We start from the raw sequence: 24,458 nt of genomic DNA, 5'->3' as shown, positions 1-24,458 counted from the left end.
GTGCGGAATGCGAAAAATTGCATTACTATGTCTGGAAAGCAGGTGAGGTACACCACAGTAGAACGCCTGCAGTGGTCCGAGCCATACACGGCAAGGACTATACCTGGCAAGAACCACAGTCGAGATTTCTGCACGAGAGGACACCACCATCATGACTTTGTACGCAGCACCCGGAACCGAAGGGGCCATCGTCAACTACCGCGACCGCTATGACAACTACATCGGTGGAAAGTGGGTGCCGCCAGTCGATGGCGAATACATGGACAACATCAGTCCCGTGACCGGCGAGGTATTTTGTCAGGTGGCCCGCGGCAAGGAAGCCGATATCAACGCAGCCATCGATGCCGCGGAAAAGGCGTTTGCAACCTTTGGCAAGACCACGCCGGCAGAGCGCGCACTCTTGCTGCACCGCATCGCGGACCGGATTGAAGAAAACCTCGAAAAGATCGCCGTCGCGGAGACCTGGGAAAACGGCAAGGCCGTCCGCGAGACCTTGGCTGCCGATATCCCGCTGGCCGTTGACCACTTCCGCTACTTCGCGGGCGCCATCCGTGCGCAGGAGGGCCGCCTGTCCCAAATCAGCGAAGACACCGTGGCCTACCACTACCACGAGCCACTCGGCGTTGTTGGCCAAATCATCCCGTGGAACTTCCCGCTGCTCATGGCCTCTTGGAAGATCGCACCGGCCCTGGCCGCTGGTAACTGCATCGTGCTGAAACCCGCGGAGCAAACGCCTGCATCCATCCTCTTGCTCATGGATATTATCGGCGACCTCCTCCCAGATGGCGTACTCAATATCGTCAACGGCGTGGGCGAGGAAGCCGGTGCGGCATTGTCGGGTTCGGATCGCATCGCCAAAATCGCGTTCACCGGCTCCACCCCAGTGGGCAAGCTCATCAATAAGGCCGCCGCGGACAAGGTCATCCCGGTCACCCTGGAGCTCGGCGGTAAGTCGCCGTCCATCTTTTTCAAAGACATCATGGATGAAGATGACTCCTACCTGGAAAAGTGCGTCGAGGGATTCGTCATGTTTGCACTCAACCAGGGCGAAGTCTGCACCTGCCCATCGCGCGCCCTGGTCCATGAGGATATTGCCGATAAGTTCTTGGAGCTCGCCATCGAACGCGTCAAGAAGATCAAGATCGGCCACCCGTTGGATACCGAAACCATGATGGGCGCCCAGGCCTCCCAGGAACAGATGGACAAGATTACCGAATACCTCAAGATCGGCCCAGAAGAAGGCGCGGAAACGCTCACCGGCGGCCACGTGAACAAGGTAGAAGGCCTCGAAAACGGCTACTACATCGAGCCCACGGTCTTTAAGGGCAGCAATGAGATGCGCATCTTCCAGGAGGAAATCTTCGGGCCAGTGCTGTCTGTGGCGACCTTCAAGGATTACGACGAGGCCATCGAGATCGCAAATACCACCAACTTCGGCCTCGGCGCCGGCGTGTGGTCGCGCCAGCAAAACATCTGCTACCGCGCCGGGCGCGATATTCAGGCCGGCCGCGTGTGGGTCAACCACTACCACGACTACCCAGCACACAGCGCCTTCGGCGGCTACAAGGAATCCGGCTTGGGCCGCGAGAATCACTTGATGATGCTCGGCCACTACCAGGAAACCAAGAACATGCTGGTCTCGTACTCCGACGCCCCCGCAGGACTCTTCTAAACCCACAGCCTGCTTTAATCCGCCCTCGATTCCCCGGAAGCCACCGTGCCCAAACCGCGCAGGAACTGCGGATCCTCCCAATAAGATCCGTGGTCCCCGGGCAGGCCATCCGCGCCGGGCAGGGGAGTGGCGCCAAAGGACTGGGTGGTGGGATCCGGACCATGGATTCCACTGAGTGGCCCCGTCGCGATAGCGATGGGGTCATTGTCATTGGTCGCCGCCCACACGGTGCCGTGCAGCTCGCGGGCATGCTGGGCGCTGGTGCCGGGGCTTCCCACGAGCACGATATCGGAGGCGATGTCCTCCTCGCGCGCCGCATATCCGGTCACGACGGAGCCATAGGAATAGCCCACCACCGTTCGCTTCGCGCCTGGATACCGCTTGCCGATGCCCCGCTGAAACCGCACCAGCTCCTGCCCCGCTGCCCGCGCGGGATCGGCATGCACGGCGCGCGGCAAACTCGACGGGGCCTGGTAGCCCAACCACACGGCGGCAGGACCACCGCTCGCCTTGGCGATATTGCGGCCACGGTCCACGGCGCGCTGCCAGGTAGTGGGGTCGGAGGAATGCACGCCTTCGACAAACGTGGTCACGGACGCAGGCTCCGTGCGAAAGCCCTCAGGATCCACCAGTGCCACCAGCCGGCCGGGGCTGGTCTCCACGATGCGCATATCGGGGTTATCCGCGGCCAGCTGCGCCACGCGGTCACTGGCCTGGACGAGGTTAATCTCGTGGATGGTATCGAGGGGAAGATCGGCAAAATCTTCCAGCCGCTGCGGCGGTTCCACCCCCGCGGGCGTGCAGAGGGCGTCGATTTCTTGGGAGCAGAGCCAATCGAGGGCATCGCCAAGCGCGCGCACCTCCCGCAGCAGCACGCCGCCAGCTAGCGCGGCGGGGCCAGAAAACTCATCAACCTTGCCTAGAAAAGAAATGATCCGCGCCTCCACCCCCTCGCGCCAGGCCTGCAGATCCGCGTGCCGGTCCAGCACCTCGATGACGTGCTCCATCTGCCCAAGCGGGCTACTCAGCCACTCGGTCGCCTCCGCCAAACCGGAGCGCGCCGCCACGCCCGCGGGCCCGCCCAGCGATAGAGACAGCCAATCGTGGTGCGAGTCCACATAGTGATTATGTAGACCAGCGCGGTCCGCGGCGAGCTGCGCGGCGCTGTGGCGCAGGGCGGTCGATAAATTCATCGCGTCCTCCCCAAGCTCGCGGCGAGCGAGGAATCGAGCGCGCCGCTGCGGTCCAGGAAGGAGTGGAGGCTGCGCAGGCGCTCGGAAACGGTGGCATCGCTAAGCTGCTGCGTCTCAGACCACTGCGCCACCGCGCGCTGGAGGGCGGCAGACGTCCGGGAGGCCACGCCTAAGCGTGCCCCCGGCATAGCCGCCGCCGGCCGCGCCCTCAAGGCGTCTACATGTGCGGGAAGGTGTTCAGGAATATCTACATAAGTCATGGCCTTAAGCGTGGCCGCTGCGGGCTGTAGCCGCGAGGGCAAAATCGCCAACCCTGTGGATAACTAGGTGACGCTGCACTAAGTTGGGGTTTATGAAAGTAGCAGCAGTGCAATTGACCTCCACCGGCAGCATCGAGGAAAACCAAGAACTCGCCCTGGATAAAATTCGTGAGACCGCGGCGGCGGGCGCGCGCCTTATCGTGCTGCCAGAGGCCGCCTCGCAGAACTTCCGCTCGGGCCGCCTAGACGAGCAGGCGCAGAACCTCGAAGGCCCGTTCGCCACCGCGATTCAGGAAGCGGCGGAGGAGTTGGAGGTCACCGTCGTCGTCGGCATGTTCTGCCCAGCCGATACCATCGAGCGCGAGGACAAGACCATCAACCGCGTATCCAATACCGCGCTCGTCGCGGGCCCTGGCGTGCTGGGCGGCTACGAGAAAATCCACACCTACGATGCCTTTGACTACCGCGAATCCGATACGGTGCAGCCTGGGGAATCCTTGGTGACCTTCGACGTCGATGACCTCACCGTCGGCGTCGTGGTCTGCTACGATATCCGTTTCCCAGAGCAGTTCAAGGACTTGGCGCGCGAGGGCGCGCAGCTCATCGTCGTGCCCACCAGCTGGGCGGATGGCCCCGGCAAGCTAGAGCAGTGGCGCCTGCTCACGGCCGCGCGGGCGCTGGATTCCACCAGCTATATCCTCGCCGCGGGCCAATCCCGGCCAGGCGGCAACGCGGAGGCCGGATCCCCCTCGGGCCCGACCGGCATCGGGCACTCCACCATCGTCGATCCCAACGGCGTGCGCGTGGCCGAGGCCGGCTACGAAGACGAGATCCTCTACGCCGATATCGATCCGCACGAAGTAGCGAAGACGCGCCGCTCCCTGCCGGTGCTAGAACTTAACGACTAAGACTGCGCCGCATAATCCTCCGGCAGCCACTCCCGGTCGCGGCCCCAGCTGTGGCTTAAGATCCACTGCTTGCCGATGCCCCTTTTCTCCAACCCCTTCCTCGCTTCCGCCACCTCCTCGGCGCTGCCGAAGAGGGCGAAGTGGGTGGGCGTGGTTGTGGATAACTCGACCTCGTTGACTACTACATCGGTCGGGTCGGGGGAGAGGGTGTGGGTGGCGGCATCGGCAAGCGGCCGTGCGCCCAGCAGCCACGGGTCGTTTTCCTGCCGGATGATGCGACGCAGGCTGAGATCGGGGTAGAGTGCCGCAAGGTTCTGCTGGAAATGCGTGTCATAGTGCGCGCCGGGGCTATCCGCAACGGCGAAAATCTGTAGGGACAAGTTCTTCGCGAGGCCCTCCTCGCCCGCATCCGCGGCCTGGCGCGCCGCCAGCGCCAAGCACCGCGCCGCCGCCCAGCCCGTGCCATAGGCCACGATGACCAGCCTGCCCCCGCGCAACGCGCGCAGGTCCTGCCAGATGGACCCGGTGGGCCGGCCCAAAGTCCACCAATCGCCCGGCTTGGTATGCGCAAGCGACCGCGAGGCCTCGCCCACCGCGGCGACGTGGAAGACCAGCTGGCCGGTGGCATCGCTGGGCTGGGCTGGGGTGAGCATGCGCCATTGGCCGGGAAGGTACTGGGTGGTGACGGGGAAATACTGCCCCGGCTCGAAGGCAGCGGGCATTCCCGCCTCGACGCGAATGACCGCGGTTTCGCGCGTCGGCCGCTCCACCGCAACCACCTGCCCCGAATACGCCGGCGCCTCCCCAGCCAGGTCCGCCTCGCGCGCCGCACTGGCCATTTCCTCGCAAACCTGGTGGATGACGGCACAAGCGAAGTCGTATTGGTACCGCGTCAGCGCCAAAACCCGCAGGCCCTTGATGAGCGCCTCCTCGAACCGCGCATACACCTCGGCCGGGAAGCCGTGCCTGCGGTGATCGCGGCCGAGCTGCGCGATCTTCTCACGGACGGCCTCGGGCAGCGTGGCCTCAACCCCCACCCCAGCACCGGCGCTGCTGGGCTCCGCATGTTCAATCACCCACGCCAATGCGTGCACCATGGACCGGTGGGTGTCCTGCATAGAAAGGGAAAAGACCTGCCGCGCTTCCGGCACCATGAGGAAAAACTGCTCATGCACCGCATCGCGGTAGTCGTCTGCATACTTCCGGAAGTGCTCGCCCAATTCCCACATGTTTTCCCATCCTAGTGTGCTTGCCTGCCTTTTAGCGTGCGCATTTTCGTCCCCGCGCTATAGGTCCAGCACCTTGATAACCTCGCGCGCCGCCATGCGACCCGCCCGCGTCGCTCCCACCGTCGAGGCGGTCGACCCATAGCCGGCGAGGAAAACCCGCGGGTTCGCGACAGGCGAGACCTCGTTGCGCATGACAATCCCGCCCTTGCGTGAGCGCAATCGCAACGGTGCCAGGTGGTCCAGCACCGGGCGGAAACCGGTATTCCAAAAGATGACGTCCACCGCCAAGTGCGTGCCCGCCGGATACGGCTGCCATGCCGCCACGCTTTCCGATGCCCCCGCCACCTCACTGCTCACATCAGTTCTGCCGCCGGCCGCCGTCTCGCCGTCTGTCACCGTCGAGTGGTCCGCCGCAGCGTCACCCCTCGCGGCGGCCCCGCCGCTCGCAGACCCGCTAAACCGCACGCCGGTCGCGTCAATGGCATTGAACATGCCGCGCGAGACCAGAACGCCGCGCTCGACCGCATCCAGGTATTCCTGCCAGGGCGGAATCCCGGTGGTCGAGACCACCGAGGCCGGCGGGCTGCCGCTAAAGACCCGCTCGCGGACCTTCTTTTCCACATCCAAGCCCCACTGCTTATCGAACTCCGTATTCGTAAAATCCGGCGCCCGCCGCGTGGCCCAGGTGGTCTGGGCGATGCCCTCAAGTTCCAATAGAAACTGCACCGCGGATAGCCCACCGCCGACGACCAACACGCGCTGGCCTGCAAAATCCTCCGCCGACGAATAGTCCTTGGTGTGCAATTGGCGCCCGCCGAAACTGCTAATACCCGGAATATAAGGAATATACGGCCTATCCCACGTGCCGGTGGCGTTAACGATGGTGTCCGCAGAAAACTGCTCGCCGGACTCCAGCGTCACGAGAAACGCGCCGCGTGCGCCGCGGGGATTGCGCGCGCCGCGCGCGCCGGGTTCTCCGGGCAGGGCACGGACGCTGCGGACGCGCGCCGGGCGGTAGGGCCGAAGTTGGAACTTGTCCTCGTAGGCGCCGTAGTAGGCGGCGACTACGTGGGAGGCGGGGGAGGAGGCATCGGCAAGCGGGGCGGGCATGCCCGGCAGATCCGCGATGTTATGGGCCTTTCCCAGCGTTAGGGAATCCCACCGGTGACGCCAGGCGCCGCCGGGGGCGGGGTTGGCATCGATAAGCAAAAAGTCTTGGGCGGGGATAAGGCCGCGGGAGGTGAGCTGCTGGGCCGTTGCCAAGCCTGCCTGGCCCCCGCCGATGATGATGCTGAGGTAGTGCTCCACCGTGCCATTGTAACGGGGGTGAAAAATCCGCCGTATGTTGTGGCTCACTACATGATAGGTAATGTACTTTTTATCTGCGCGCTCGCTACTCGTGAGCAGCCTGCCATAACTGCACAGCTAGAAAGGATTCCCATGGAAGATTTTTCCGCTTATACGCTCATGCTGGACGTGGGTTGGATTTCCTTACTCATGGTCATCGGCAATATTTTGCGCCACCAAGTGAAGTTTATCTTCCAGGACTTATTGCTGCCTGCCCCCATTACCGCCGGCCTGCTTGGCCTGCTGGTCGGGCCCAACGTGCTGGGCTGGATCAACTTCTCCGATAACCTCGGCGACTACACCTCCATCCTCATCGCCGTGGTCTTTGCCTCGATGGCGTATTCCATGGAGGTTGGCGGCAACATGGGCAAGGGCGCGCGCAATATGTGGGGCTATTCCACCATGATGTTTACCGGCCAGTGGGGCCTTTTCATCGTGCTGGGCCTGCTCTTCTTCGCCCCGGTCTTTGATACCCCGAACTGGTTCGGCATGATGCTGCCGGTTGGATTTACCGGTGGCTTCGGCACGGCCGCCGCTGTGGGTGGCGCGCTGGAGGGCGTTGGCGCCGAGGCGGCAGCGTCTCTGGGCTTTACCTCCGCGACCGTCGGCACGCTGGCCGCAATTATCGGCGGTGTCATCGCTGGTAACTGGGGCATCCGCAAGGGCAAGGTGTCCTACGTTCCCAAGGAGCTGCCGGAGGAGATTCGCCGCGGCTACATCAAGAACCTGGATGATCGCCCCTCCCTCGGCCGCGCGACCACCAACCCTTCTTCCATCGAGCCGCTCGCGCTGCACTTCGGCTTCATCATTCTCACGGTCATGACGGCGTACGGCGTCAATAAGGGCATCTCCAGCATTTGGGAAAATGTTTCCATCCCGCTCTTTGCGATGTCCATGGTTATCGGCCTCATCTTTCGCGCCATCATGAACTTCGCCGGCGCCGAGGACTACCTGGATAAGGATTCCGTATCCTCCATCTCCGGTGCCGCTACCGATTACCTCATCGCCTTCGGTGTGGCCGCCATTGTTCCTGCCGCTATCGCCTCCTACTGGCAGGCACTGCTCGTTCTGTTCATTCTGGGCACCATCTTCTGTACCTTCTTCTTGATGTGGTTCCCCGCCGAGTTCTTTGGCGAGCGCTGGATCGAGCGCGGCATCTTCGGCTGGGGCTGGGCGACGGCCACCGTGGCTACCGGCATCGCCGTGCTCAAGATCGTCGACCCGAAGCTGAAGTCCGGCACGCTGTCCGAATACGGCATGGCCTACATCGGCTTCGGCCCGTTCGAGATTTCGTGGACCATCATTGCACCAATGGCGGTGATGTACGGGTTTACCGGCGCGTTCGGTGCCGTTTCGCTGGCCATTTCCATCGGCGTGTACCTGACGTTCAAATTCATGGGCTTGCTCCCGCCGCGCGGCACGATTTTCAAAGAGGGCATCGGCCACGTGGGTCAGAAACAAGAAACCTAGCCCTCACATATCTACTCTGCGCAAGCCGGGCTCCCACATTTTTGGTGTGGCGGCCCGGCTTTGTTGTGCCGCCAATTCGCTTGCTTGCCGATGCCCCCTTAACCCCCACCTCGATTGCACCGTGCACCCCCACTCCTAGGCCGGCCGGACTTCGGTAGGGCTGTTGTGACAGCGCGGCGTGCTCACTCCTATGCCGACAGGACTTGGGTAGGGCTGTTGCGGCATTGCGGCAGAGCTGAGGAGCATAGCGTGGGAAGTTGAGCCAGGTGGACTCAAAAAATTTGAGTTGAGTGGAATAGGCTCAACTTTATGTGCGTTATACCTAGTGAATCCTTAAAATGGACGAATAAATCTTAGAAGGAGAAACGTACACATGAGTTCTTTTAACCCCACCACCAAAACACAAGAGGCTCTGCAGGAAGCCCTGCAGACCGCTTCCGCGAATGGCAACCCGGATATCCGCCCGGCGCACCTGCTGGCGGCCATCCTTGGGCAGGAAGGCGGCATTGCCGCGCCAGTGCTCAAGGCCACCGGCGTTGACCCGGATACCGTGCTGAAAGAAGCGCGCGAGCTGGTTAACTCTTATCCCAGCGCCGAGGGCGCCAATATGTCCAACCCGCAATTCAACCGGGATGGCCTGAATGTACTGACCAAGTCGCAGGAATTGGCGGGCGAGCTTGGCGATGAGTTCGTGTCCACCGAAGTCCTCCTCGCCGCCATCGCCGGTTCGAAGACCGACGCCGCCGAGTTGCTGACCGGTCGCGGCGCAACCTACGACGCCATCAAGGGCGCCTTCCCCTCCGTGCGCGGGGCCGCCAAGGTGACCTCGGAGAACCCGGAAGACCAATTCCAGGCCCTGGAAAAGTACGCCACCGACCTCACCGCGCGGGCGCGCGAGGGCAAGATCGACCCGGTCATCGGGCGCGATCAGGAAATCCGGCGCGTCGTCCAGGTGCTCTCGCGCAGGACGAAGAACAATCCGGTGCTGATTGGTGAACCGGGCGTCGGCAAGACTGCGATCGTTGAGGGCCTGGCCCGCCGCATCGTGGCTGGCGACGTCCCTGAGTCCCTGAAGGGCAAGACGCTTATCAGCCTAGATCTCGGTTCCATGGTCGCCGGCGCCAAGTTCCGCGGCGAGTTCGAAGAGCGCCTCAAGGCTGTGCTGGATGAAATCAAGCAATCTGAGGGCGAAATCATTACCTTCATCGATGAGTTGCACACCATCGTCGGCGCCGGCGCCACCGGCGAAGGCTCCATGGATGCCGGCAACATGATTAAGCCCATGCTGGCCCGCGGCGAGCTGCGCCTCGTCGGTGCAACCACGCTGGATGAGTACCGCAAGTACATCGAAAAGGACGCCGCCCTCGAGCGCCGTTTCCAGCAGGTCTATGCTGCAGAGCCGTCCGTGGAAGACACCATCGGTATCCTGCGCGGGCTCAAGGAGCGCTACGAGGTGCACCACGGCGTGCGCATCATGGACTCTGCCTTGGTGTCTGCGGCGGAGCTATCGAACCGTTACATCACCAACCGCTTCCTGCCGGACAAGGCCATCGACCTAGTCGATGAAGCCGGCTCCCGCCTGCGCATGGAAATCGACTCCTCGCCGCAGGAAATCGATGAGCTCGAGCGCATCGTTCGCCGCATGGAGATCGAGGAGCTCGCGCTGAAGAAGGAATCCGACGCCGCCTCCAAGGACCGCCTGGCCGCCCTGCAAGGCGAGCTCGCGGACCAGCGCGAAAAGCTCGGCGAGCTCAAGGCGCGCTGGGCCAACGAGAAGAAGGCCATCGATGACGTGCAGGATATTAAGGAAGAGCTCGACGATCTCCGCCGCCAAGCAGAAATTGCCGAGCGCGACGGCGACCTCGCCCTAGCCTCCGAGATCAACTACGGCAAGATCCCGCCGCTGGAAAAGGACCTGGCAGCAGCCGAGGAAAAGGCCGCCGCCCAGCGCAATACCATGCTGGATGAGGAGGTCAGCCCGGATACCATCGCGGAGGTCGTCTCCGCGTGGACCGGCATTCCCGCCGGCAAGATGCTGCAGGGCGAGACCGAGAAGCTGCTGAACATGGAATCGGTGTTGGGCAAGAGGGTTGTCGGCCAGCGCGAGGCCGTGACCGCTGTTTCCGATGCCGTGCGCCGCTCCCGCGCGGGCGTGGCTGACCCCAACCGCCCGACCGGATCCTTCCTCTTCCTCGGCCCCACCGGCGTGGGTAAGACGGAGCTGGCTAAGGCGCTGGCGGACTTCCTCTTCGACGATGAATCCGCCATGGTGCGCATCGATATGTCCGAGTACGGCGAGAAGCACTCCGTTTCCCGGCTCGTCGGTGCCCCTCCGGGATACGTCGGCCACGAAGCCGGCGGCCAGCTCACCGAGGCCGTGCGGCGTCGGCCTTATACGCTCGTGCTTTTCGACGAAGTGGAAAAGGCCCACCCCGACGTCTTCGACGTCCTCCTCCAGGTCCTGGATGAGGGGCGGCTTACCGATGGCCAGGGTCGCACCGTCGACTTCCGCAATACCGTCATCATCCTAACGTCCAACCTGGGCGCCGGCGGTACGAAGGACGAGACGATGGAGGCCGTGAAGAGGGCGTTTAAGCCGGAGTTCATCAACCGCCTCGATGACGTGGTGATGTTCGAGCCGCTGTCGGAGGAACTGCTGCGCGGCATCGTGGACATCCAACTGCGCGGTCTCACCGAACGCCTGGAGGCCCGCCGCCTGACGCTGCAGGTATCCGATTCCGCCAAGTCCTGGTTGGCCGACCGCGGCTATGACCCCGCCTACGGCGCCCGTCCGCTGCGCCGGACCATCCAGCAGGCTATCGGTGACAAGCTGGCGAAGAAGCTTTTGGCCGGTGATATTGCCGATGGCGATACCGTCCACGTCGACGTCGCCGATGGCGGCGCGGAGCTGGACATTTCCGCTCGCTAAATTACCGGGCGAAAAATAATGCTCATGCCTTTAGACTGGAAGGCATGAGCATTTTAGTTTCCCCGCAGGAACTCAAAGAATCCATCTACCACGGCGATCGTTTCACTCTTCTCGGCACCCACTGGCACCCCAAGACGGGCCAGAGCTTCATCGACTTTGCGTCCCAGCACATCCCCACCGCACTTTTCGGTGATACCGGTGCGGCCTTCGTCGGCCTTCCCGGCTCGCGCAATGGCCGCAACCCGCTTCCGGACGAAGACAAGCTGCAAGCCTGGATCCGTTCTTGGGGCCTGCAGGAAGACCGCCCCGTGGTGGTCTATGACGAGGGCCGCGGGCTTTTTGCCGGCCGCGCGTGGTGGACGCTGCGCTGGGCCGGCCTAACTGATGTGCGCATCCTCGATGGCGGCCTGGAAAACTGGCTCGCGAACGGTTACCAAACCCTCACGGGTCCGGGCAATATCGCGGTCGGCTCGAAATTCGAGGTCACTCCCGGCCAGCTGCCTACCGCCACGATTGAAGACGTCCGCGAGCACGATGGCGTGCTCATCGATACCCGCTCGAGTAACCGCTTCGCCGGCCGCCGCGAGAACCTAGATTTGAAGGCGGGCCACATCCCCGGTGCGGTCAATGTTCCCGAGCGCCTCTTCCACAACGATGGGGTGCGCACGTTGAAGTCGCCGGATGAAATCCGTGAAGTGCTGGCCGCTGCCGGATTGACTCAAGAAAACACCAAGGATGCAATCATCTATTCCGGTTCGGGCAACCACTCCGCTCTTGCACTCGCGGCGATGGAGAACGCAGGATTTACCGGCCTGCGCCACTACATCGGCGGCTGGTCGCAGTGGTCGGCAGACCCGACCAACCCGGTAGAACGCGGGGATAGGACTTCGGTTAACGATTAATTCCAATTAATCGCTCCGACTCCGACTGGTACCGGCACCGTGGGGTGCCGGTACCTATTATTATCAGGAGATGATGGCTTCTTTACTCCTGATTTTCGCACTCGTGCTCGGCATCGCCGGTGGCTTTTTGCTGTACTACGATCGCACGCAGCGCGCAGCCGATGCCCAGCGAGACACCGCATCCCAGCACGACCCGAAAGACTGGGACACCCGGGAAGACCAGGATGCGCCTTCCCACGCAAGCCCCGAAACTGAAGAGGGCGCGGAAGACACCACAGGCTCCGAAGCAGTGACAGATCCTGAGAGCGAAGGCGGTACTGAGGCCCACCCCGGTTTCGTGGCGAAATACTCGCCGTTTCCCGATGTTGAATCCGATTCTTCCTCCGCAGTCTCTTCAGGCCGTCACCATCGCACTGCAGACGATTCAGACCGCAGCGATGACGACAAGGGCAGCGGTGACGACAAGATAAGTAAAGACAAAGCCAACGCCGATAGAGGCAGAGCCGAAACCCGCGCCAGCGAGACTGAGGCTCTTTCTGACAATGACGTTGTAAAAGGTAGCGCCAACACTGCAGGCAACACTGAAAAGACGTCGGAAATTGGCGCAGATTCTGACGTTAACCAGGATGCGGACTCGGACGCAGAAACGGAATCGGGTGGGGATGACTCCCCCGAAGAGGCAGTCCAGGAGGGAGCTGAAGAGCAATCGGAAGGGCACGCTAAGTCCAAGCCGGTAGGGCGGCCGCGGCCGCTAATCCCTGGCACCATTCGTCGGGAGCGCAAGAACTGGGCGGAAACCCGGGGCTTTGAGTACATGAAGTCGGACCAGTATCTTGTCGATGAATGGACGAGGGGAGTGGCCTCCTCCGGCGCCGCGCCGAAAGATATCGTTGCCGGCAACGTGTACGGCCACGAAATGCTGCTGATGGATATTGACGGCGTCAATGTGATGGCGATGCGGACGGGAGCGGCATCGGATGTGGTCATTGATTTCCAGCGCTTCGGCAGCCAGGAGGCCGAGATGTCCGAGGACCTGTTGATGGCCATGAGCATCGAAGGGTTTGATGTATATTCCTCCGATCGCGGCGTGGCGGAGCGGATGGTGGACGAGCGCGTGCGAATTGCGTTGCAGCGCATGCCGGAGGTGGTGTCGGCGCTGTGGCTGGAAACCGAGTGGGTTTTGGCACAAACCACCAAGCATTCGCGCACCGCGGATTGGGAGGCAATGCTCCCGCCCTTGGCTTTACTTGCCGATGCTTCCCGCGTTCTCCCACCCCGGTCCTCCTCCGTGCATACCATCCACCTTGAGGACTTGGACCCGGCCAGGGAGATTCCCGCTGCGCCTGTGGTCGACGCGGTGGGTGGAACAGCGGCGGCGGGGCAGCCGGAGTTTTCCCGGCCGGTCATTCAACGGCCGGAGGAACCGTTGGATATGCCCTCGCGCACGTATTCTGAGACCCGCGGCCCAGTTGAGCACACGGCGATTGGGGCGGACGAAGTCGATGCCATTGCCGATGGCAATGAACGCCCCACCCCCGACTCGGGCACCGCCCGCCTGCCGCGCCAGCAATTCGGGGAGGCTTCCATCTTCGACGACGCTTCCGATGATGCTTTTGGTGACGGCCTCGGTGACGCGGACAAAAATGCGGCCAAAGACTCGTCCACCGGCTCAACCAGAAATTCTTCTCGAGGCAGCTCCCAAGACGCCAGTGGCACGGCCGCTGCACGGGAGAAAGAGGATACAGACCGTCATGACGATTCCGGGTCGCAGCAGGGAGAGTAGCCTAGAATGTTGCGTTGGCCCACATAGCCAGGACTTTCCTCATATGCTGAAAACTCTAAAGAAACTCTAGAAAAAGGAGCAATGCGATGACTGAAGTGCACCTGCAAGAAGACAAGAAGAAGCGTCTCGCGGAACTGGTCAAGGAGCTTGCCGTGGTGCATGGCAAGGTGACTTTGTCCTCGGGCAAAGAGGCTGATTACTACGTTGATTTGCGGCGTGCGACCTTGCACCACGAAGCCTCCCGCCTCATCGGATCCTTGCTCCGCGAGCTCACCGCCGATTGGGATTTCGCGGCCGTGGGAGGACTGACCCTTGGTGCGGATCCGGTAGCGACCTCCATCATGCATGCCGAGGGCCGCGATATCGACGCCTTCGTCGTGCGCAAGGAAGCTAAAAAGCACGGCATGCAGCGCCGCATCGAGGGCGCGGATGTGACCGGAAAGAAGGTGCTGGTGGTCGAGGACACCACCACGACCGGCAACTCGCCACTCACGGCAGTCGCCGCATTGCGCGAGGCTGGAGCAGAGGTGGTCGGTGTGGCTACCGTCGTTGACCGCGCTACCGGCGCCGAGGACGTCATCTCGGCCGAGGGCCTTGAGTACCGTTCTTTGCTTGGCTTGGGTGACCTTGGACTCGCGTAACGAGATGGACCAGGAAAGCCAGGAGGCGCCCGCCGGGCAGGCCGAGAGTTCTGCGCAACCAGAGCAGCAGGAGCAGCGAGAGCAGCAAGAACAGCCCGAGGAGGCGAAGGGTCCCACCGAATGGAACGAGGGCCGCCACGGCGTGGGGCCCTGGGAAGGTCCCTGGCCGGAAGGCACGGAGGCGGACAAATACGATCCGGAGCTGCTGCGCGAGGGCGACCGGCGCAATGTCGTCGACGCGTATCGGTATTGGCGGAGGGAGGCGATTAAGGGGGATATCGATAAGCGGCGGCACAGCCTGCATATCGCCATCGAGAACTTTGAAAATGACGCCAATATCGGCACCGTCGTGCGCACCGCCAACGCCTTTGCCGTCGATACCGTCCACATTGTGGGGCGGCGCCGGTGGAACCGCCGCGGTGCCATGGTGACAGATAGGTATCAGCATCTGCGGCATCATGAGAGCGTCGATAAGCTCATTGCCTGGGCAGCCGAGGAAGACCTGACGGTCGTGGCCATTGATAACACCCCCGGTTGCGTGCCCCTCGAAACCGCCGAACTGCCGGAACGCAGCTTGCTGCTATTCGGGCAAGAAGGCCCCGGCGTCAGCGCCGCCGCGCAAGATGCCGCCCTGATGACCTGCTCCATCGCGCAATTTGGCTCTACGCGGTCCATCAACGCGGGCGTGGCCGCGGGCATCGCCATGCATACTTGGATCCGGCAGCACGCCGATCTGAACAATTCCTGGTAAGAGATCGTTACACTAACTGTAATAAACCTTGCTACTGGAGTGATAAAGAAATCGTGGAAGAAAAGTGGGCCCACCGCGCCGAACTCGCGGAAACCGCCATTGATGAGCGCCATGCGCATTCCGTATGGGGCCTGCCGCGAACCAACCTCGCCATCGTCAGCTGGCCGCCCACCACGAAAGAAAAGCTCCTCGTGCACTGGCACTACTGGTGGCAGGCGCACTACCTCGATTGCCTCGTCGATGCGGCGGAGCGGAAGAATACTAAGGCCCGCCGCCAGCGCATCCTTGACACCATGCGCGGGATTCGCATGCGGAATCTTGCGCAGCTGACCAAGAATAAGTACTTCGATGACAAAGCCTGGCTCGCCCTCGCTTTCGGGCGCGTGGGCGAGGTAAAGAAGATGAAATCGCCCAAGGCGTTGGCGTCTTTGCAGGGCAATATCACCGAAGGCCTCGATGACTCGCTGGGGATATTGCCGTGGCGGGACGGAGAGAACTTCATGAATGTGCCGGCCAATGGGCCCGGTGCCATCATGCTCGCGCGGATGGGCGATATCACCGCGGCCCGCCGCATCGTTGACTGGGTCTACGACAACTTGGTCAATGAAGATGGCTTCATTATGGACGGCGTGCGCATGCGCATGGACGGCCCCGAAATTGTCAAACAAGTCCACCCGTACTGCCAAGGCGTGATGTTGGGGGCATGCCTGGAGATTGTGTTGGCGATGCGGGAGGAGTCGAGCATCGGCAAGCTGGAGCAGATCGACAGCGTCTACGAGGCCGAACTGGCATCCGAGATGATGAGCTACATCATTAAGATTCGGGGCTTGGTGCAGGCTATTGCTTCCGGGATGGCGACTCCCTCCGGCGTCGTGGATTGGGAGACCGGTGATGGTGATGGCGGCCTGTTTAAGGGCATTCTGATGCGCTATCTTGCCGATGTTGCCGTGCGGTTGCCCGGGGACTCGCCCGCGAACCGGGCCACCAAGAAGCTGGCGACCCGGATGGTTGTGGCGTCTGCCGAATCCGTGTGGGAGCACCGGCTTGAGGTTGATGGCCTGCCAATTTTTGGCTCTGACTGGACTGCCGATGCCCGCCTTCCACACAACTACGGCTTCGGGCACACGACCGTGAGTGAAAAGATGGGAATCATTCGCGTGGATGAGCGCGACCTTTCCGTGCAGCTATCTGGTTGGATGCTTCTGGAGGCGTGTGCTCGGGTGGCTCGTGACCTGCATAAAACATCGGGTCGCGATTAACCGCGTTTAACCGTGCTGTTAAACACCTTGCGCGGGGTTTGTCGTGTGGGGGCGCGTCATTTTTGAGAGTTGGGTAGTAAACACAGGAAATGTCACACCAATTTTGCGGCGGGATTCCGGAAATGTGGGCATAATTGGGTGTTGGAACGTGTTTGACCGCAATCCCACTTAAGGATGGAATTTCATGCCAATTGCAACCCCCGAGGCGTATAACCAGATGCTGGACACCGCGAAGCAGAACGGCTTCGCATTTCCAGCCATCAACTGCACCTCGTCTGAAACGATCAACGCAGCACTGAAGGGCTTTGCCGAGGCAGAGTCTGACGGCATCATCCAATTCTCCACCGGTGGCGCAGAGTTCGGCTCTGGCCTCGCGGTCAAGAACAAGGTTAAAGGTGCTCAGGCCCTAGCCGCTTTCGCGCACGAGGCAGCGAAGCACTACGGCGTCAATATCGCCCTGCACACCGACCACTGCCAGAAGGAAGTTCTGGACGATTACGTTCGTCCGCTGATGGCCATCTCCCAGGAGCGCGTCGACCGCGGCGAGAACCCGCTTTTCCAGTCCCACATGTGGGATGGCTCTGCTATTCCGATCGATGAAAACTTGGTCATCGCCCAGGAGCTTCTGGAAAAGGCGAAGAAGGCACACATCATTCTCGAGGCAGAGATTGGTGTTGTCGGCGGTGAAGAAGACGGTGTCGAGGCCAAGGCCGGCGATAACCTGTACACGACTCCGGAAGACTTTGAAAAGACCATCGATGCCCTGGGCACCGGCGAGAAGGGCCGCTACCTGTTGGCCGCTACCTTCGGTAACGTGCACGGCGTCTACAAGCCGGGCAACGTGAAGCTGCGCCCCGAGGTCCTGCTGGAGGGCCAGAAGGTTGCGCAGAAGAAGCTCGGCCTGAGCGAGGGCGAACACGCCTTTGACTTCGTCTTCCACGGCGGTTCCGGTTCCGAGAAGAAAAAGATCGAAGAGGCGCTGCGCTACGGCGTCATCAAGATGAACGTGGACACCGATACCCAGTACGCGTTTACCAACCCAGTGGCTCGCCACATGATGGAAAACTACGACGGCGTGTTCAAAATTGACGGCGAGGTAGGCAACAAGAAGGTCTACGACCCACGCTCCTACCTGAAGAAGGCAGAGCAGGGGATGTCCGAGCGCGTCATCGAGGCATGTCAGGACCTCCACTCCGTGGGTAAGACCACGGCCAAGTAGGACGAGTCCCAATTAGCTTCATGTTGAGCTGAAGCCTAAGGCGCGACCGCACTGTAGGCACGACGAAGTAGCCGCTTCCCCCTGTGTGGGAGGCGGCTTTTCCTATTTCTGGTCCGATCTCTGGACCTAACGCTGGGCCCATCTGTGGGGCGCGGGGATGCGGCGGGGCTTTGCCGGACATGAGACAGAGCAGGCAAGTATGCCAGATTAGCCAGACAAGCTATGCCGGCCCGACCAGCTATGCCAGCGAGATTGGGCAGAAATATAGGCTGGCAAAGCCAGGTGGAGACGGCAGGCCCAGCGACCCGAGTGGACTAGACGGACCAGACGGACTGGGTGGGGTGAGGATTAGCCGTAACTCCTTGTTGGTCGTGGTGAATGGGCGGGTGAGGGGATGAACCGCGGGTTACCGCTCCACGGCGGGATCCAAGCGATGCGGCCCTTGATGCGAACCATGCGCCCGCGTGCGGTGGGTCGGGAATCATCATCTTGGTTCACCGCATTGTGATGGGCACAGAGCGTTACGAGGTTTTCTTGGTTCGTGGGGCCGCCGGCGGCCCAGGCGGTGAGGTGGTGGACTTGGGCGTCATCGGCAGGCGTGGAGCAGCCGGGCCAAGCGCAAATAGGATGTTCCGCGCGGGCTAGCATGCGCTGCTTCCAGCTGGCCATGCGTTCGGTGCGATACAGGTTTACCGCGCCGTGCTCGGGGTGAACCAAGCTGACGTAACCACGTTGGGCGAGGGTGCGGGCAACGAGCTGGGCGCCGGACATGCGCGCGCCGTTGGAAAGCTGAAGCATGATGTCATCGCCCTGGCCAGCAGTGATGTGATCTAGTTGGTCGAGGGTAATGATCACGTTGGTATGGACCGCGGGGAGCGCGCCGGGATTGCCCTCGAGGATGACCTGCTTGGCTGCCGCAAGCGGGTTTTCCTTATCCACGGAAGCGAGAACGCCCTTGATATCTGCGATATCCGTGGGGTCCGCGGTGATGGAGATGGTGTGGGGGCCATTGGGGCGTCGGGTGTAGCGGACGCCGTGGGAGGGCCGCTTGGCGGGGTTGAGCTGCTTGAGGCGCTTTTTCGCGATCGCCGGAATCAGGTGGGCTTCCGCGCGGCAGAGCTCCAGGCGGAGATCCCAACTGCGGTTGGTGTCTTTCACGCGGTGGGCGAAAGACTCGATGCTTTCAAGCACAGCGAGGTCGTGGCCGCGTGAACGAGCTGCCTCGCAGGCGAGGCGCTGCTTGCGGCTATTGGAGGTGCGGCCGAAATAGGTGTGTTGCAGGCGGGCGAGTTGCGCGGCGAGGAGCTGGCTGGCGCCGGCCTCGATGAGCTGCTGTTCGGAGCATCCCTGAAACTCGGCGACGAGGTCCACACCGCGACGGCAAAGTTGCAAAAATTCTGTGTTCACGGCTCCTGACCGTAAAAGCGGCACGGGTACGCGGCAATGGGGGAACAAAGCGAAACGGCGAATCTGTGGAATTCTTGCGCTGCGGGGGTCGCTGTCGCGCAGATATAGCGGGGTTATCCACAACCTGGCGCGGGCCGGGATGCGGGTATTCGGGGGCGGTGGTATGGAGCGGTCTTCTATGCTGGAGGTCATGTCGGAAGCGAAACAAAGAGTCTCAACGAGGCAAATGCTGCGGGTGGTGGACCGCTCAGTATTATCGCGTCTGCAACGCATCCGCTCGCGCTTCGTTTATATAATCCAGGCCACCGTCGGTGCCGCATTGGCGTATTGGGTGGCTAGCTCTCTCTTTGGGCATCCGCAGCCGTTCTTCGCGCCCATCTCGGCAGTCATCATTCTGGGGCTTTCGGGCGGGGACAGGATGAAAAAGGCAGTGGAGATGTCGCTGGGCGGCATCGTCGGTGTAGCCGTGGGCGATTTGCTCTTCCAAGTGGTGGGGCAGGGCCCGTTCCAGATCCTGTTCATCGTGGGAGCCGGCCTGGTGGTGGGGTCCTTTATTACGAAATCGCCGCTGGTGTCCAACCAGATTGTTTTTGGTTCCATCCTTATCGCCACGATTTTTCCGCCGACCGAGGGGCCAGGTGGCCTGCACCGGGCCATCGACGCGATGATTGGTTCCGGCATTGGGCTTATCACGATTGCACTGATCCCGAATTCGCCGTTGAAGGAAGCAAGGCGCGAGGTGTCGAAGGTGCTGCGGATTGCATCGAGCATTCTCAATGACGTCACGCATGGCATCCGCGATACCAATCCTGAGATTATTCGCGATGCCCGCGATGCGGTGCGCGGCACGCAAAATGACGTGAATACGCTGTTGAGTGCGGCGCAATCGGGGAGGGAGGCATCGGAAGTATCGCCGCTTTTGTGGACCTCGCGCAGGAGCATTCGGTCCCTAGAGCGCATCTTGTTGCCGGTAGATAATGCGGTGCGTGGGGTGCGGGTCTTATCGCGCCGCGCGCTCGTGCTTACTGAAGACGGCGATACCGTGTCCGAGAAGCAGTTAGAGCTCTTGGAAGAACTATCAGAAATTATCCTCGCGGTGGGAGAGCTCTACGGCAGGCAAAAGCGGGACCACGATGAGGCGATAGAGATACCCGAGCTGGTGCAGCGGCTGCGCTACGTGGGCGGTCAAGCAGGCATGGATCTTATCGAAGAAGACGCGACGCTTTCTGCGTATACGATTCTCGCGCAGACGAGATCCATTGTTGTGGACATGCTGATGGTGTGCGGACTCTCGCGCGAGTCTGCCGTCGCGCACCTAGTTCCTACCTCTACGCACCCGGCGTTCCCGCCAGAGGTGTGGGAACGCAAAGATAAGCAGAAGGGGCAGAATTAGCAGGACCCCGCCCGCATATCCGCCGAGCGGGGCGCCGGTGCGGGGGCAGCGCTAAGAGCCAAGGGAAGTCGGCGTTAGCTGTGAAGAGTGGACTAGGGGCGTGCGATTTGGAGGTCGCGCAGGTGGCGGTAGAAGGTGACGCGGGTGAGGGGGCGTTTGTGGGGGATGGCATCGACAAGCACGCGCAGCTGGGGGCCGCCTGCCTGGACCGCGCGGCCGGTGTGGACGGAATCCGGGTCGAGGCGGCCGGGTTTGCGCAGCAAGGAACGCAGGCGACCTTCGGGCTCGACGGGCGATGTCGCGCGGGCCGCTAGGATGCCCGGAGCATCGGTCATGGGGACCAGCCGCGCGCCAAAAGTGCCGCGACCGGAGGCGGCGAGGGTGTCATCATCGATGATGATTCCACCGGTAAACGGGCCATTGGACCAATCCGAGATGGTCGCGGAGCCGGCGACGGCCTGGCCGGAATCGTTGCGGATGAGCGGCACCGGGCGAACCGGGGCGGTGCGGGCGAGCTCAAGGGCCTCCTGCGGCGCGGCGGGAAGGCCCCAATTGGCGGCGGCGGCCGACTCGCCCGTGGGGATGAACGCGACCTCGGCCCACAGGTTATCGGCGCGCATGAGCCGGGTGATGACGGCGTTCAGCGCCGAGTCCGAGCCCGCGACGACGATGCGCAGGCGGTCCTCCAAGTACGGCTCCTGCGGGGCGGCGGCAGGGGCGCCGAGGTGGCGGACATCGGGCTGCGCGGCGATCTCGTCCAGCGAAGGCGTGGGATCGTGGGGGAGGAGATCGGTGGCGGCGGCATCGATAAGCGCGAGCTCCTTGCGGGAAGGAACGGCCGAAAGGTCAAAAGCCTCTGCGGGCAAGTCAATGTCCGAGGCACCGCAGCGGAGGAACAAAAAACGCATGTACATCATGCTACGTGGGCTAATCCGGCCAGAAAAGTGTAAGGTAAATGCGTATTTTGGCTTCAATAATGAGGAAGTGACTTAAAAGATGGCAGCGATCGTCATTGTCGGCGCCCAATGGGGCGACGAAGGCAAGGGCAAGGCTACCGATATACTTGGCGGGAAAGTTGACTACGTAGTCAAGCCGAACGGCGGCAATAACGCCGGGCACACCGTCGTGGTCGGCGGTGAAAAATACGAGCTGAAGCTCCTGCCCGCCGGGATTCTTTCTGAAAACGCCACCCCGGTGCTGGGCAACGGCGTGGTGATTAACCTTGAGGCGCTCTTTGATGAGATTGATGGCCTCGAGGCACGAGGGGCGAATGCCTCCCGCCTGAAGATTTCCGCGAACGCGCACCTCGTGGCGCCGTACCACCAGACCCTCGACCGCGTGCAGGAACGCTTTTTGGGCAAGCGCGCCATCGGTACCACCGGCCGCGGCATTGGGCCGACCTACGCTGATAAGGTCGCGCGCATTGGTATTCGCGTGCAAGATATCTTCGACGAATCCATCCTGCGGCAGAAGGTGGAGTCCGCGCTGGAGATCAAGAACCAGATGCTGGTGAAGATGTACAATCGTAAGGCCATCGAGGCAGAGCAGATTGTGGAGTACTTCCTGAGCTATCGCGAGCGCCTGCGCCCCATGGTTATTGACGCGGAGCTTGAGCTTAACCAAGCGCTTGCCAATGGTCAGAACGTGCTCATGGAGGGCGGCCAGGCCACCATGTTGGACGTCGACCACGGTACCTATCCGTTTGTGACTTCCTCGAATCCGACTGCGGGTGGGGCATCGGTTGGCTCTGGCATTGGGCCGACGAGGATTAAGACCTCGCTGGGCATTATCAAGGCCTATACCACCCGCGTGGGCGCCGGACCGTTCCCTACCGAGCTGTTTGATAAGTGGGGCGAGTACCTGCAGACCACCGGCGGCGAGGTCGGCGTGAACACCGGCCGCACACGCCGCTGCGGTTGGTACGATTCCGTGATTGCTCGTTACGCTACGCGCGTAAACGGGTTTACGGATTACTTCTTGACCAAGCTCGATGTGCTGACCGGTATTGGGGAAATCCCTATCTGCGTGGCTTATGACGTCGACGGCAAGCGTTATGACGAGATGCCGGTTACCCAGTCTGAGTTCCACCACGCCGAGCCGATTTTTGAAACCATGCCGGCGTGGGACGAGGACATATCCGAGTGCGCCACCTTCGAGGAGCTTCCGCAGAAGGCACAGGATTATGTGCTGCGCCTTGAAGAGCTGTCCGGCTGCCGCATCTCTTATATCGGTGTCGGACCTGGCCGCGACCAAACCATCGTGCGCCACGATGTCATGGAAGACCAGTAATGGACGTATTTGCGGTGATGAGCTCGGCCTAGCCGCGAGCTCATAAAAGTAAGAAGGGGCGAGGTACCTTGCTGAGGTACCTCGCCCCTTCTTTAGGATTCCGCGGGGCGCTCCCCGAGGCTATGACCGTTCAGCTTTAGTAAGCGGCGGTCAGGTTGTCGTAGCCGTTGATCTTGAGTGCTTCCAGCACGCGGTCCACGGCTGCCTGGTCAGTATCCGGGTTATAGGTGTCTGGGAAGGTCAGGTGTGCGCTGTGGCTGTCCTTGAAGTCGATGTTCATGAACTCGTGGCCCAGCTCGTCAGTAGCGAGCGCGAGTTCGCGCTGCACAGCCAACTTACCGCTCTGCAGGATAGGTGCAGAATAGTCCTGGTCTCCGTTGATTACATCTTCCTTGTCACCGGTGATATGGCCCTTTTCGGCGTGAGCGCCGGGCTCATCGGACTGGTCGGTGGACTGCTCAACGTCAGCGGTCTGGGTTACCTCTGGCTCAGCAAGCTGGTCCTGGGCGTCAACTGGGCCGGTGCTGCCAGTTAGCGGTAGTACAGCAGCGATGGCGCTAGCAATAAAAGAAGGAATAGACATTTCCGATCCTTTCTGGGTTAGTGTCTGAAACCGATAAAAATACTAGCACCGTAAAAGGCGAGTAACTATATGGAATTCAACTTGTTGATTCGTTCATTAAAATTTGTTTTAGAAGCTATTGACGGAAAAAATGCTTTAGTCCAATATGTGGCATTAGACCCGCATTATTCGTCTTGAAGTGTGACATTCGCTATTAAGTTTAACCGGAGTGCAATATAATACAACGCCGGTGGGTGCGAGGGGTGCACTGGAGGTTGACGCTAATAAAAGCTGACATTTGATGGGATTTAGCTCATTAAAGTGGCTTAAGCCAAAGTAGCGTCCATTTCCTGTCAAACTTTAGAAAAGCAGACTGTAACTTTGGTTTATCCCCCATTTTAGTGGACGCTTCAATTACTGCACGACTTCTATTTACAGTGCAATTTTGCGCGAAGTATGCACGTTTTCCTGTGACGTTTGACACTTCTTGAAAGCATTTCCTTAAATGCAAATAATTTTCCTAATCAGTGCCTACAGGGGAGTTATACATAACTGAATAATGTCTGAAGGTAAGTTGAATCGAACATGTGGTCGCCATTGTTTGCGGTCTTTCATTTTGGGAGTTCAGGTGATTGAAGGCTCGTATTGCGTAAAACCAATGTTTGTGACTGTTTAAAAAGTGTACCGACATTTAGTGGGGTGCAAGACTGAGTTCAGAAAATGCTGGTAACAGCGTCAATAGAAATGGTAAATCTACTAAAAGCTGTAAGTTATCTATTAACCTATAGTATTCTGGAGTGAAGTTCACCTTCGTATAAAGGTTTATTTATGACGGTTTTAATTGCCAGCTTCCGTTTATCGGTAAACCGGAATTGGCATAGTAAATTCGTTGACGTATCACTTGGATAAGTTTGAAATAATTCCCTTTGAACGCATGGACTGGTACTCTCCTAAAGGCACAAACGGTGGCGATCGTAGCGGTTAGTGAACAGGGATCGTCTATCGTGTGTTCAAGTTTCACATTTAGGTTCTACACAGCTGAAGTTCGAGTTGTGTAGATGCGAATTGTAAGAAGATGTCCTTTTAAAGGGGAGAAGATGAGCGGAGTGCGCGATTTATCCCGGAGAAAGTGGACTGTATTAACCGCAATCTTTGCTGCATTTGCGGTTATTGCTGCTATGGTCACTGTTCCCTGGAATCAAGCAAATGCTGAGGAAAGTAATCCTACAGATTTTGAGCCAAAT

The 24,458-nt window shown here is 60.8% G+C and carries 19 protein-coding genes; 12 read left to right on the top strand and 7 right to left on the bottom strand.

Annotated features, from left to right (window positions below):
• Nucleotides 1-151 precede the first annotated feature (151 nt).
• Nucleotides 152-1,672: an aldehyde dehydrogenase family protein gene (locus ACLI1O_RS10620; RefSeq protein ID WP_284771670.1), complete on the top strand. Its 1,521-nt coding sequence runs from the start codon at nucleotides 152-154 to the stop codon at nucleotides 1,670-1,672.
• A 14-nt stretch (nucleotides 1,673-1,686) separates the two neighbouring features.
• On the opposite strand, the gene ACLI1O_RS10615 is transcribed toward ACLI1O_RS10620, so the two are convergent.
• Nucleotides 1,687-2,865 carry an alpha/beta hydrolase gene (locus ACLI1O_RS10615; RefSeq protein WP_284771671.1) on the bottom strand — a complete coding sequence of 393 codons (1,179 nt, stop codon included), beginning with the start codon at nucleotides 2,863-2,865 and terminating at the stop codon, nucleotides 1,687-1,689.
• Entirely contained in the window at nucleotides 2,862-3,125 is a 264-nt protein-coding gene (locus tag ACLI1O_RS10610) for a hypothetical protein (protein ID WP_284849529.1), read from the bottom strand. The genes ACLI1O_RS10615 and ACLI1O_RS10610 overlap by 4 nt, the downstream gene beginning before the upstream one ends.
• 92 nt (nucleotides 3,126-3,217) lie before the next feature.
• Here ACLI1O_RS10610 and ACLI1O_RS10605 point away from each other — a divergent pair, with 92 nt between their 5' ends.
• Nucleotides 3,218-4,033 carry a carbon-nitrogen hydrolase family protein gene (locus ACLI1O_RS10605; protein WP_284869404.1) on the top strand — a complete coding sequence of 272 codons (816 nt, stop codon included), beginning with the start codon at nucleotides 3,218-3,220 and terminating at the stop codon, nucleotides 4,031-4,033.
• On the opposite strand, the gene ACLI1O_RS10600 is transcribed toward ACLI1O_RS10605, so the two are convergent.
• Nucleotides 4,030-5,262 carry an FAD-binding oxidoreductase gene (locus tag ACLI1O_RS10600; protein WP_284849527.1) on the bottom strand — a complete coding sequence of 411 codons (1,233 nt, stop codon included), beginning with the start codon at nucleotides 5,260-5,262 and terminating at the stop codon, nucleotides 4,030-4,032. The two genes, ACLI1O_RS10605 and ACLI1O_RS10600, sit on opposite strands and share 4 nt — an antisense overlap.
• A gap of 57 nt (nucleotides 5,263-5,319) precedes the next feature.
• Nucleotides 5,320-6,570, bottom strand: a complete 1,251-nt coding sequence (locus ACLI1O_RS10595; RefSeq protein ID WP_284849526.1) for an NAD(P)-binding domain-containing protein — start codon at nucleotides 6,568-6,570, stop codon at nucleotides 5,320-5,322.
• A gap of 132 nt (nucleotides 6,571-6,702) precedes the next feature.
• On the opposite strand from ACLI1O_RS10595, the gene ACLI1O_RS10590 reads away from it, so the two are divergent.
• From ACLI1O_RS10590 to fbaA, 8 genes are all read left to right on the top strand, one after another.
• Entirely contained in the window at nucleotides 6,703-8,079 is a 1,377-nt protein-coding gene (locus ACLI1O_RS10590) for a sodium/glutamate symporter (protein WP_239270000.1), read from the top strand.
• 373 nt (nucleotides 8,080-8,452) lie between these two features.
• Nucleotides 8,453-11,008, top strand: a complete 2,556-nt coding sequence (gene clpB / locus ACLI1O_RS10585; RefSeq protein WP_023024094.1) for an ATP-dependent chaperone ClpB — start codon at nucleotides 8,453-8,455, stop codon at nucleotides 11,006-11,008.
• Between the two features lie 44 nt (nucleotides 11,009-11,052).
• Nucleotides 11,053-11,910: a sulfurtransferase gene (locus ACLI1O_RS10580; RefSeq protein ID WP_239269999.1), complete on the top strand. Its 858-nt coding sequence runs from the start codon at nucleotides 11,053-11,055 to the stop codon at nucleotides 11,908-11,910.
• 70 nt (nucleotides 11,911-11,980) lie between these two features.
• On the top strand, nucleotides 11,981-13,693 hold the full coding sequence (locus tag ACLI1O_RS10575) for a hypothetical protein (protein ID WP_302519122.1): 1,713 nt from the start codon (nucleotides 11,981-11,983) through the stop codon (nucleotides 13,691-13,693).
• A gap of 86 nt (nucleotides 13,694-13,779) precedes the next feature.
• Nucleotides 13,780-14,334, top strand: coding sequence for an orotate phosphoribosyltransferase (pyrE, locus tag ACLI1O_RS10570; RefSeq protein ID WP_239269997.1), 555 nt, complete (start codon nucleotides 13,780-13,782; stop codon nucleotides 14,332-14,334).
• A 4-nt stretch (nucleotides 14,335-14,338) separates the two neighbouring features.
• On the top strand, nucleotides 14,339-15,085 hold the full coding sequence (locus tag ACLI1O_RS10565; RefSeq protein WP_239270013.1) for a TrmH family RNA methyltransferase: 747 nt from the start codon (nucleotides 14,339-14,341) through the stop codon (nucleotides 15,083-15,085).
• A 53-nt stretch (nucleotides 15,086-15,138) separates the two neighbouring features.
• Nucleotides 15,139-16,344: a glycoside hydrolase family 76 protein gene (locus tag ACLI1O_RS10560; RefSeq protein ID WP_239269996.1), complete on the top strand. Its 1,206-nt coding sequence runs from the start codon at nucleotides 15,139-15,141 to the stop codon at nucleotides 16,342-16,344.
• A 184-nt stretch (nucleotides 16,345-16,528) separates the two neighbouring features.
• Nucleotides 16,529-17,563: a class II fructose-bisphosphate aldolase gene (fbaA, locus tag ACLI1O_RS10555; protein ID WP_239269995.1), complete on the top strand. Its 1,035-nt coding sequence runs from the start codon at nucleotides 16,529-16,531 to the stop codon at nucleotides 17,561-17,563.
• A 348-nt stretch (nucleotides 17,564-17,911) separates the two neighbouring features.
• Here fbaA and ACLI1O_RS10550 read toward each other — a convergent pair whose 3' ends face one another.
• The gene (locus ACLI1O_RS10550; RefSeq protein ID WP_239269994.1) at nucleotides 17,912-18,970 is read right to left on the bottom strand and encodes an HNH endonuclease signature motif containing protein; all 1,059 of its coding nucleotides are present in this window, start codon (nucleotides 18,968-18,970) and stop codon (nucleotides 17,912-17,914) included.
• A gap of 178 nt (nucleotides 18,971-19,148) precedes the next feature.
• Here ACLI1O_RS10550 and ACLI1O_RS10545 point away from each other — a divergent pair, with 178 nt between their 5' ends.
• Complete coding sequence (locus ACLI1O_RS10545) at nucleotides 19,149-20,363, top strand: FUSC family protein (protein WP_239270012.1); 1,215 nt, start codon at nucleotides 19,149-19,151, stop codon at nucleotides 20,361-20,363.
• Between the two features lie 92 nt (nucleotides 20,364-20,455).
• Here ACLI1O_RS10545 and ACLI1O_RS10540 read toward each other — a convergent pair whose 3' ends face one another.
• Nucleotides 20,456-21,271: a hypothetical protein gene (locus ACLI1O_RS10540; protein ID WP_239269993.1), complete on the bottom strand. Its 816-nt coding sequence runs from the start codon at nucleotides 21,269-21,271 to the stop codon at nucleotides 20,456-20,458.
• 88 nt (nucleotides 21,272-21,359) lie between these two features.
• On the opposite strand from ACLI1O_RS10540, the gene ACLI1O_RS10535 reads away from it, so the two are divergent.
• Nucleotides 21,360-22,652 (top strand): adenylosuccinate synthase, encoded by a 1,293-nt coding sequence (locus ACLI1O_RS10535; protein ID WP_239269992.1) that lies wholly within the window; start codon nucleotides 21,360-21,362, stop codon nucleotides 22,650-22,652.
• 136 nt (nucleotides 22,653-22,788) lie between these two features.
• Here the strand turns inward: ACLI1O_RS10535 and ACLI1O_RS10530 are convergent, their stop codons facing one another.
• Complete coding sequence (locus tag ACLI1O_RS10530) at nucleotides 22,789-23,235, bottom strand: hypothetical protein (protein ID WP_239269991.1); 447 nt, start codon at nucleotides 23,233-23,235, stop codon at nucleotides 22,789-22,791.
• Between the last annotated feature and the right edge of the window lie 1,223 nt (nucleotides 23,236-24,458).

The organism is Corynebacterium sp. LaCa78, assembly GCF_046717505.1.
Classification (GTDB): Bacteria; Actinomycetota; Actinomycetes; order Mycobacteriales; family Mycobacteriaceae; genus Corynebacterium.
Note: the sequence above shows the minus strand (reverse complement) of the source record. Positions and strands in the feature narration are given on the sequence as shown.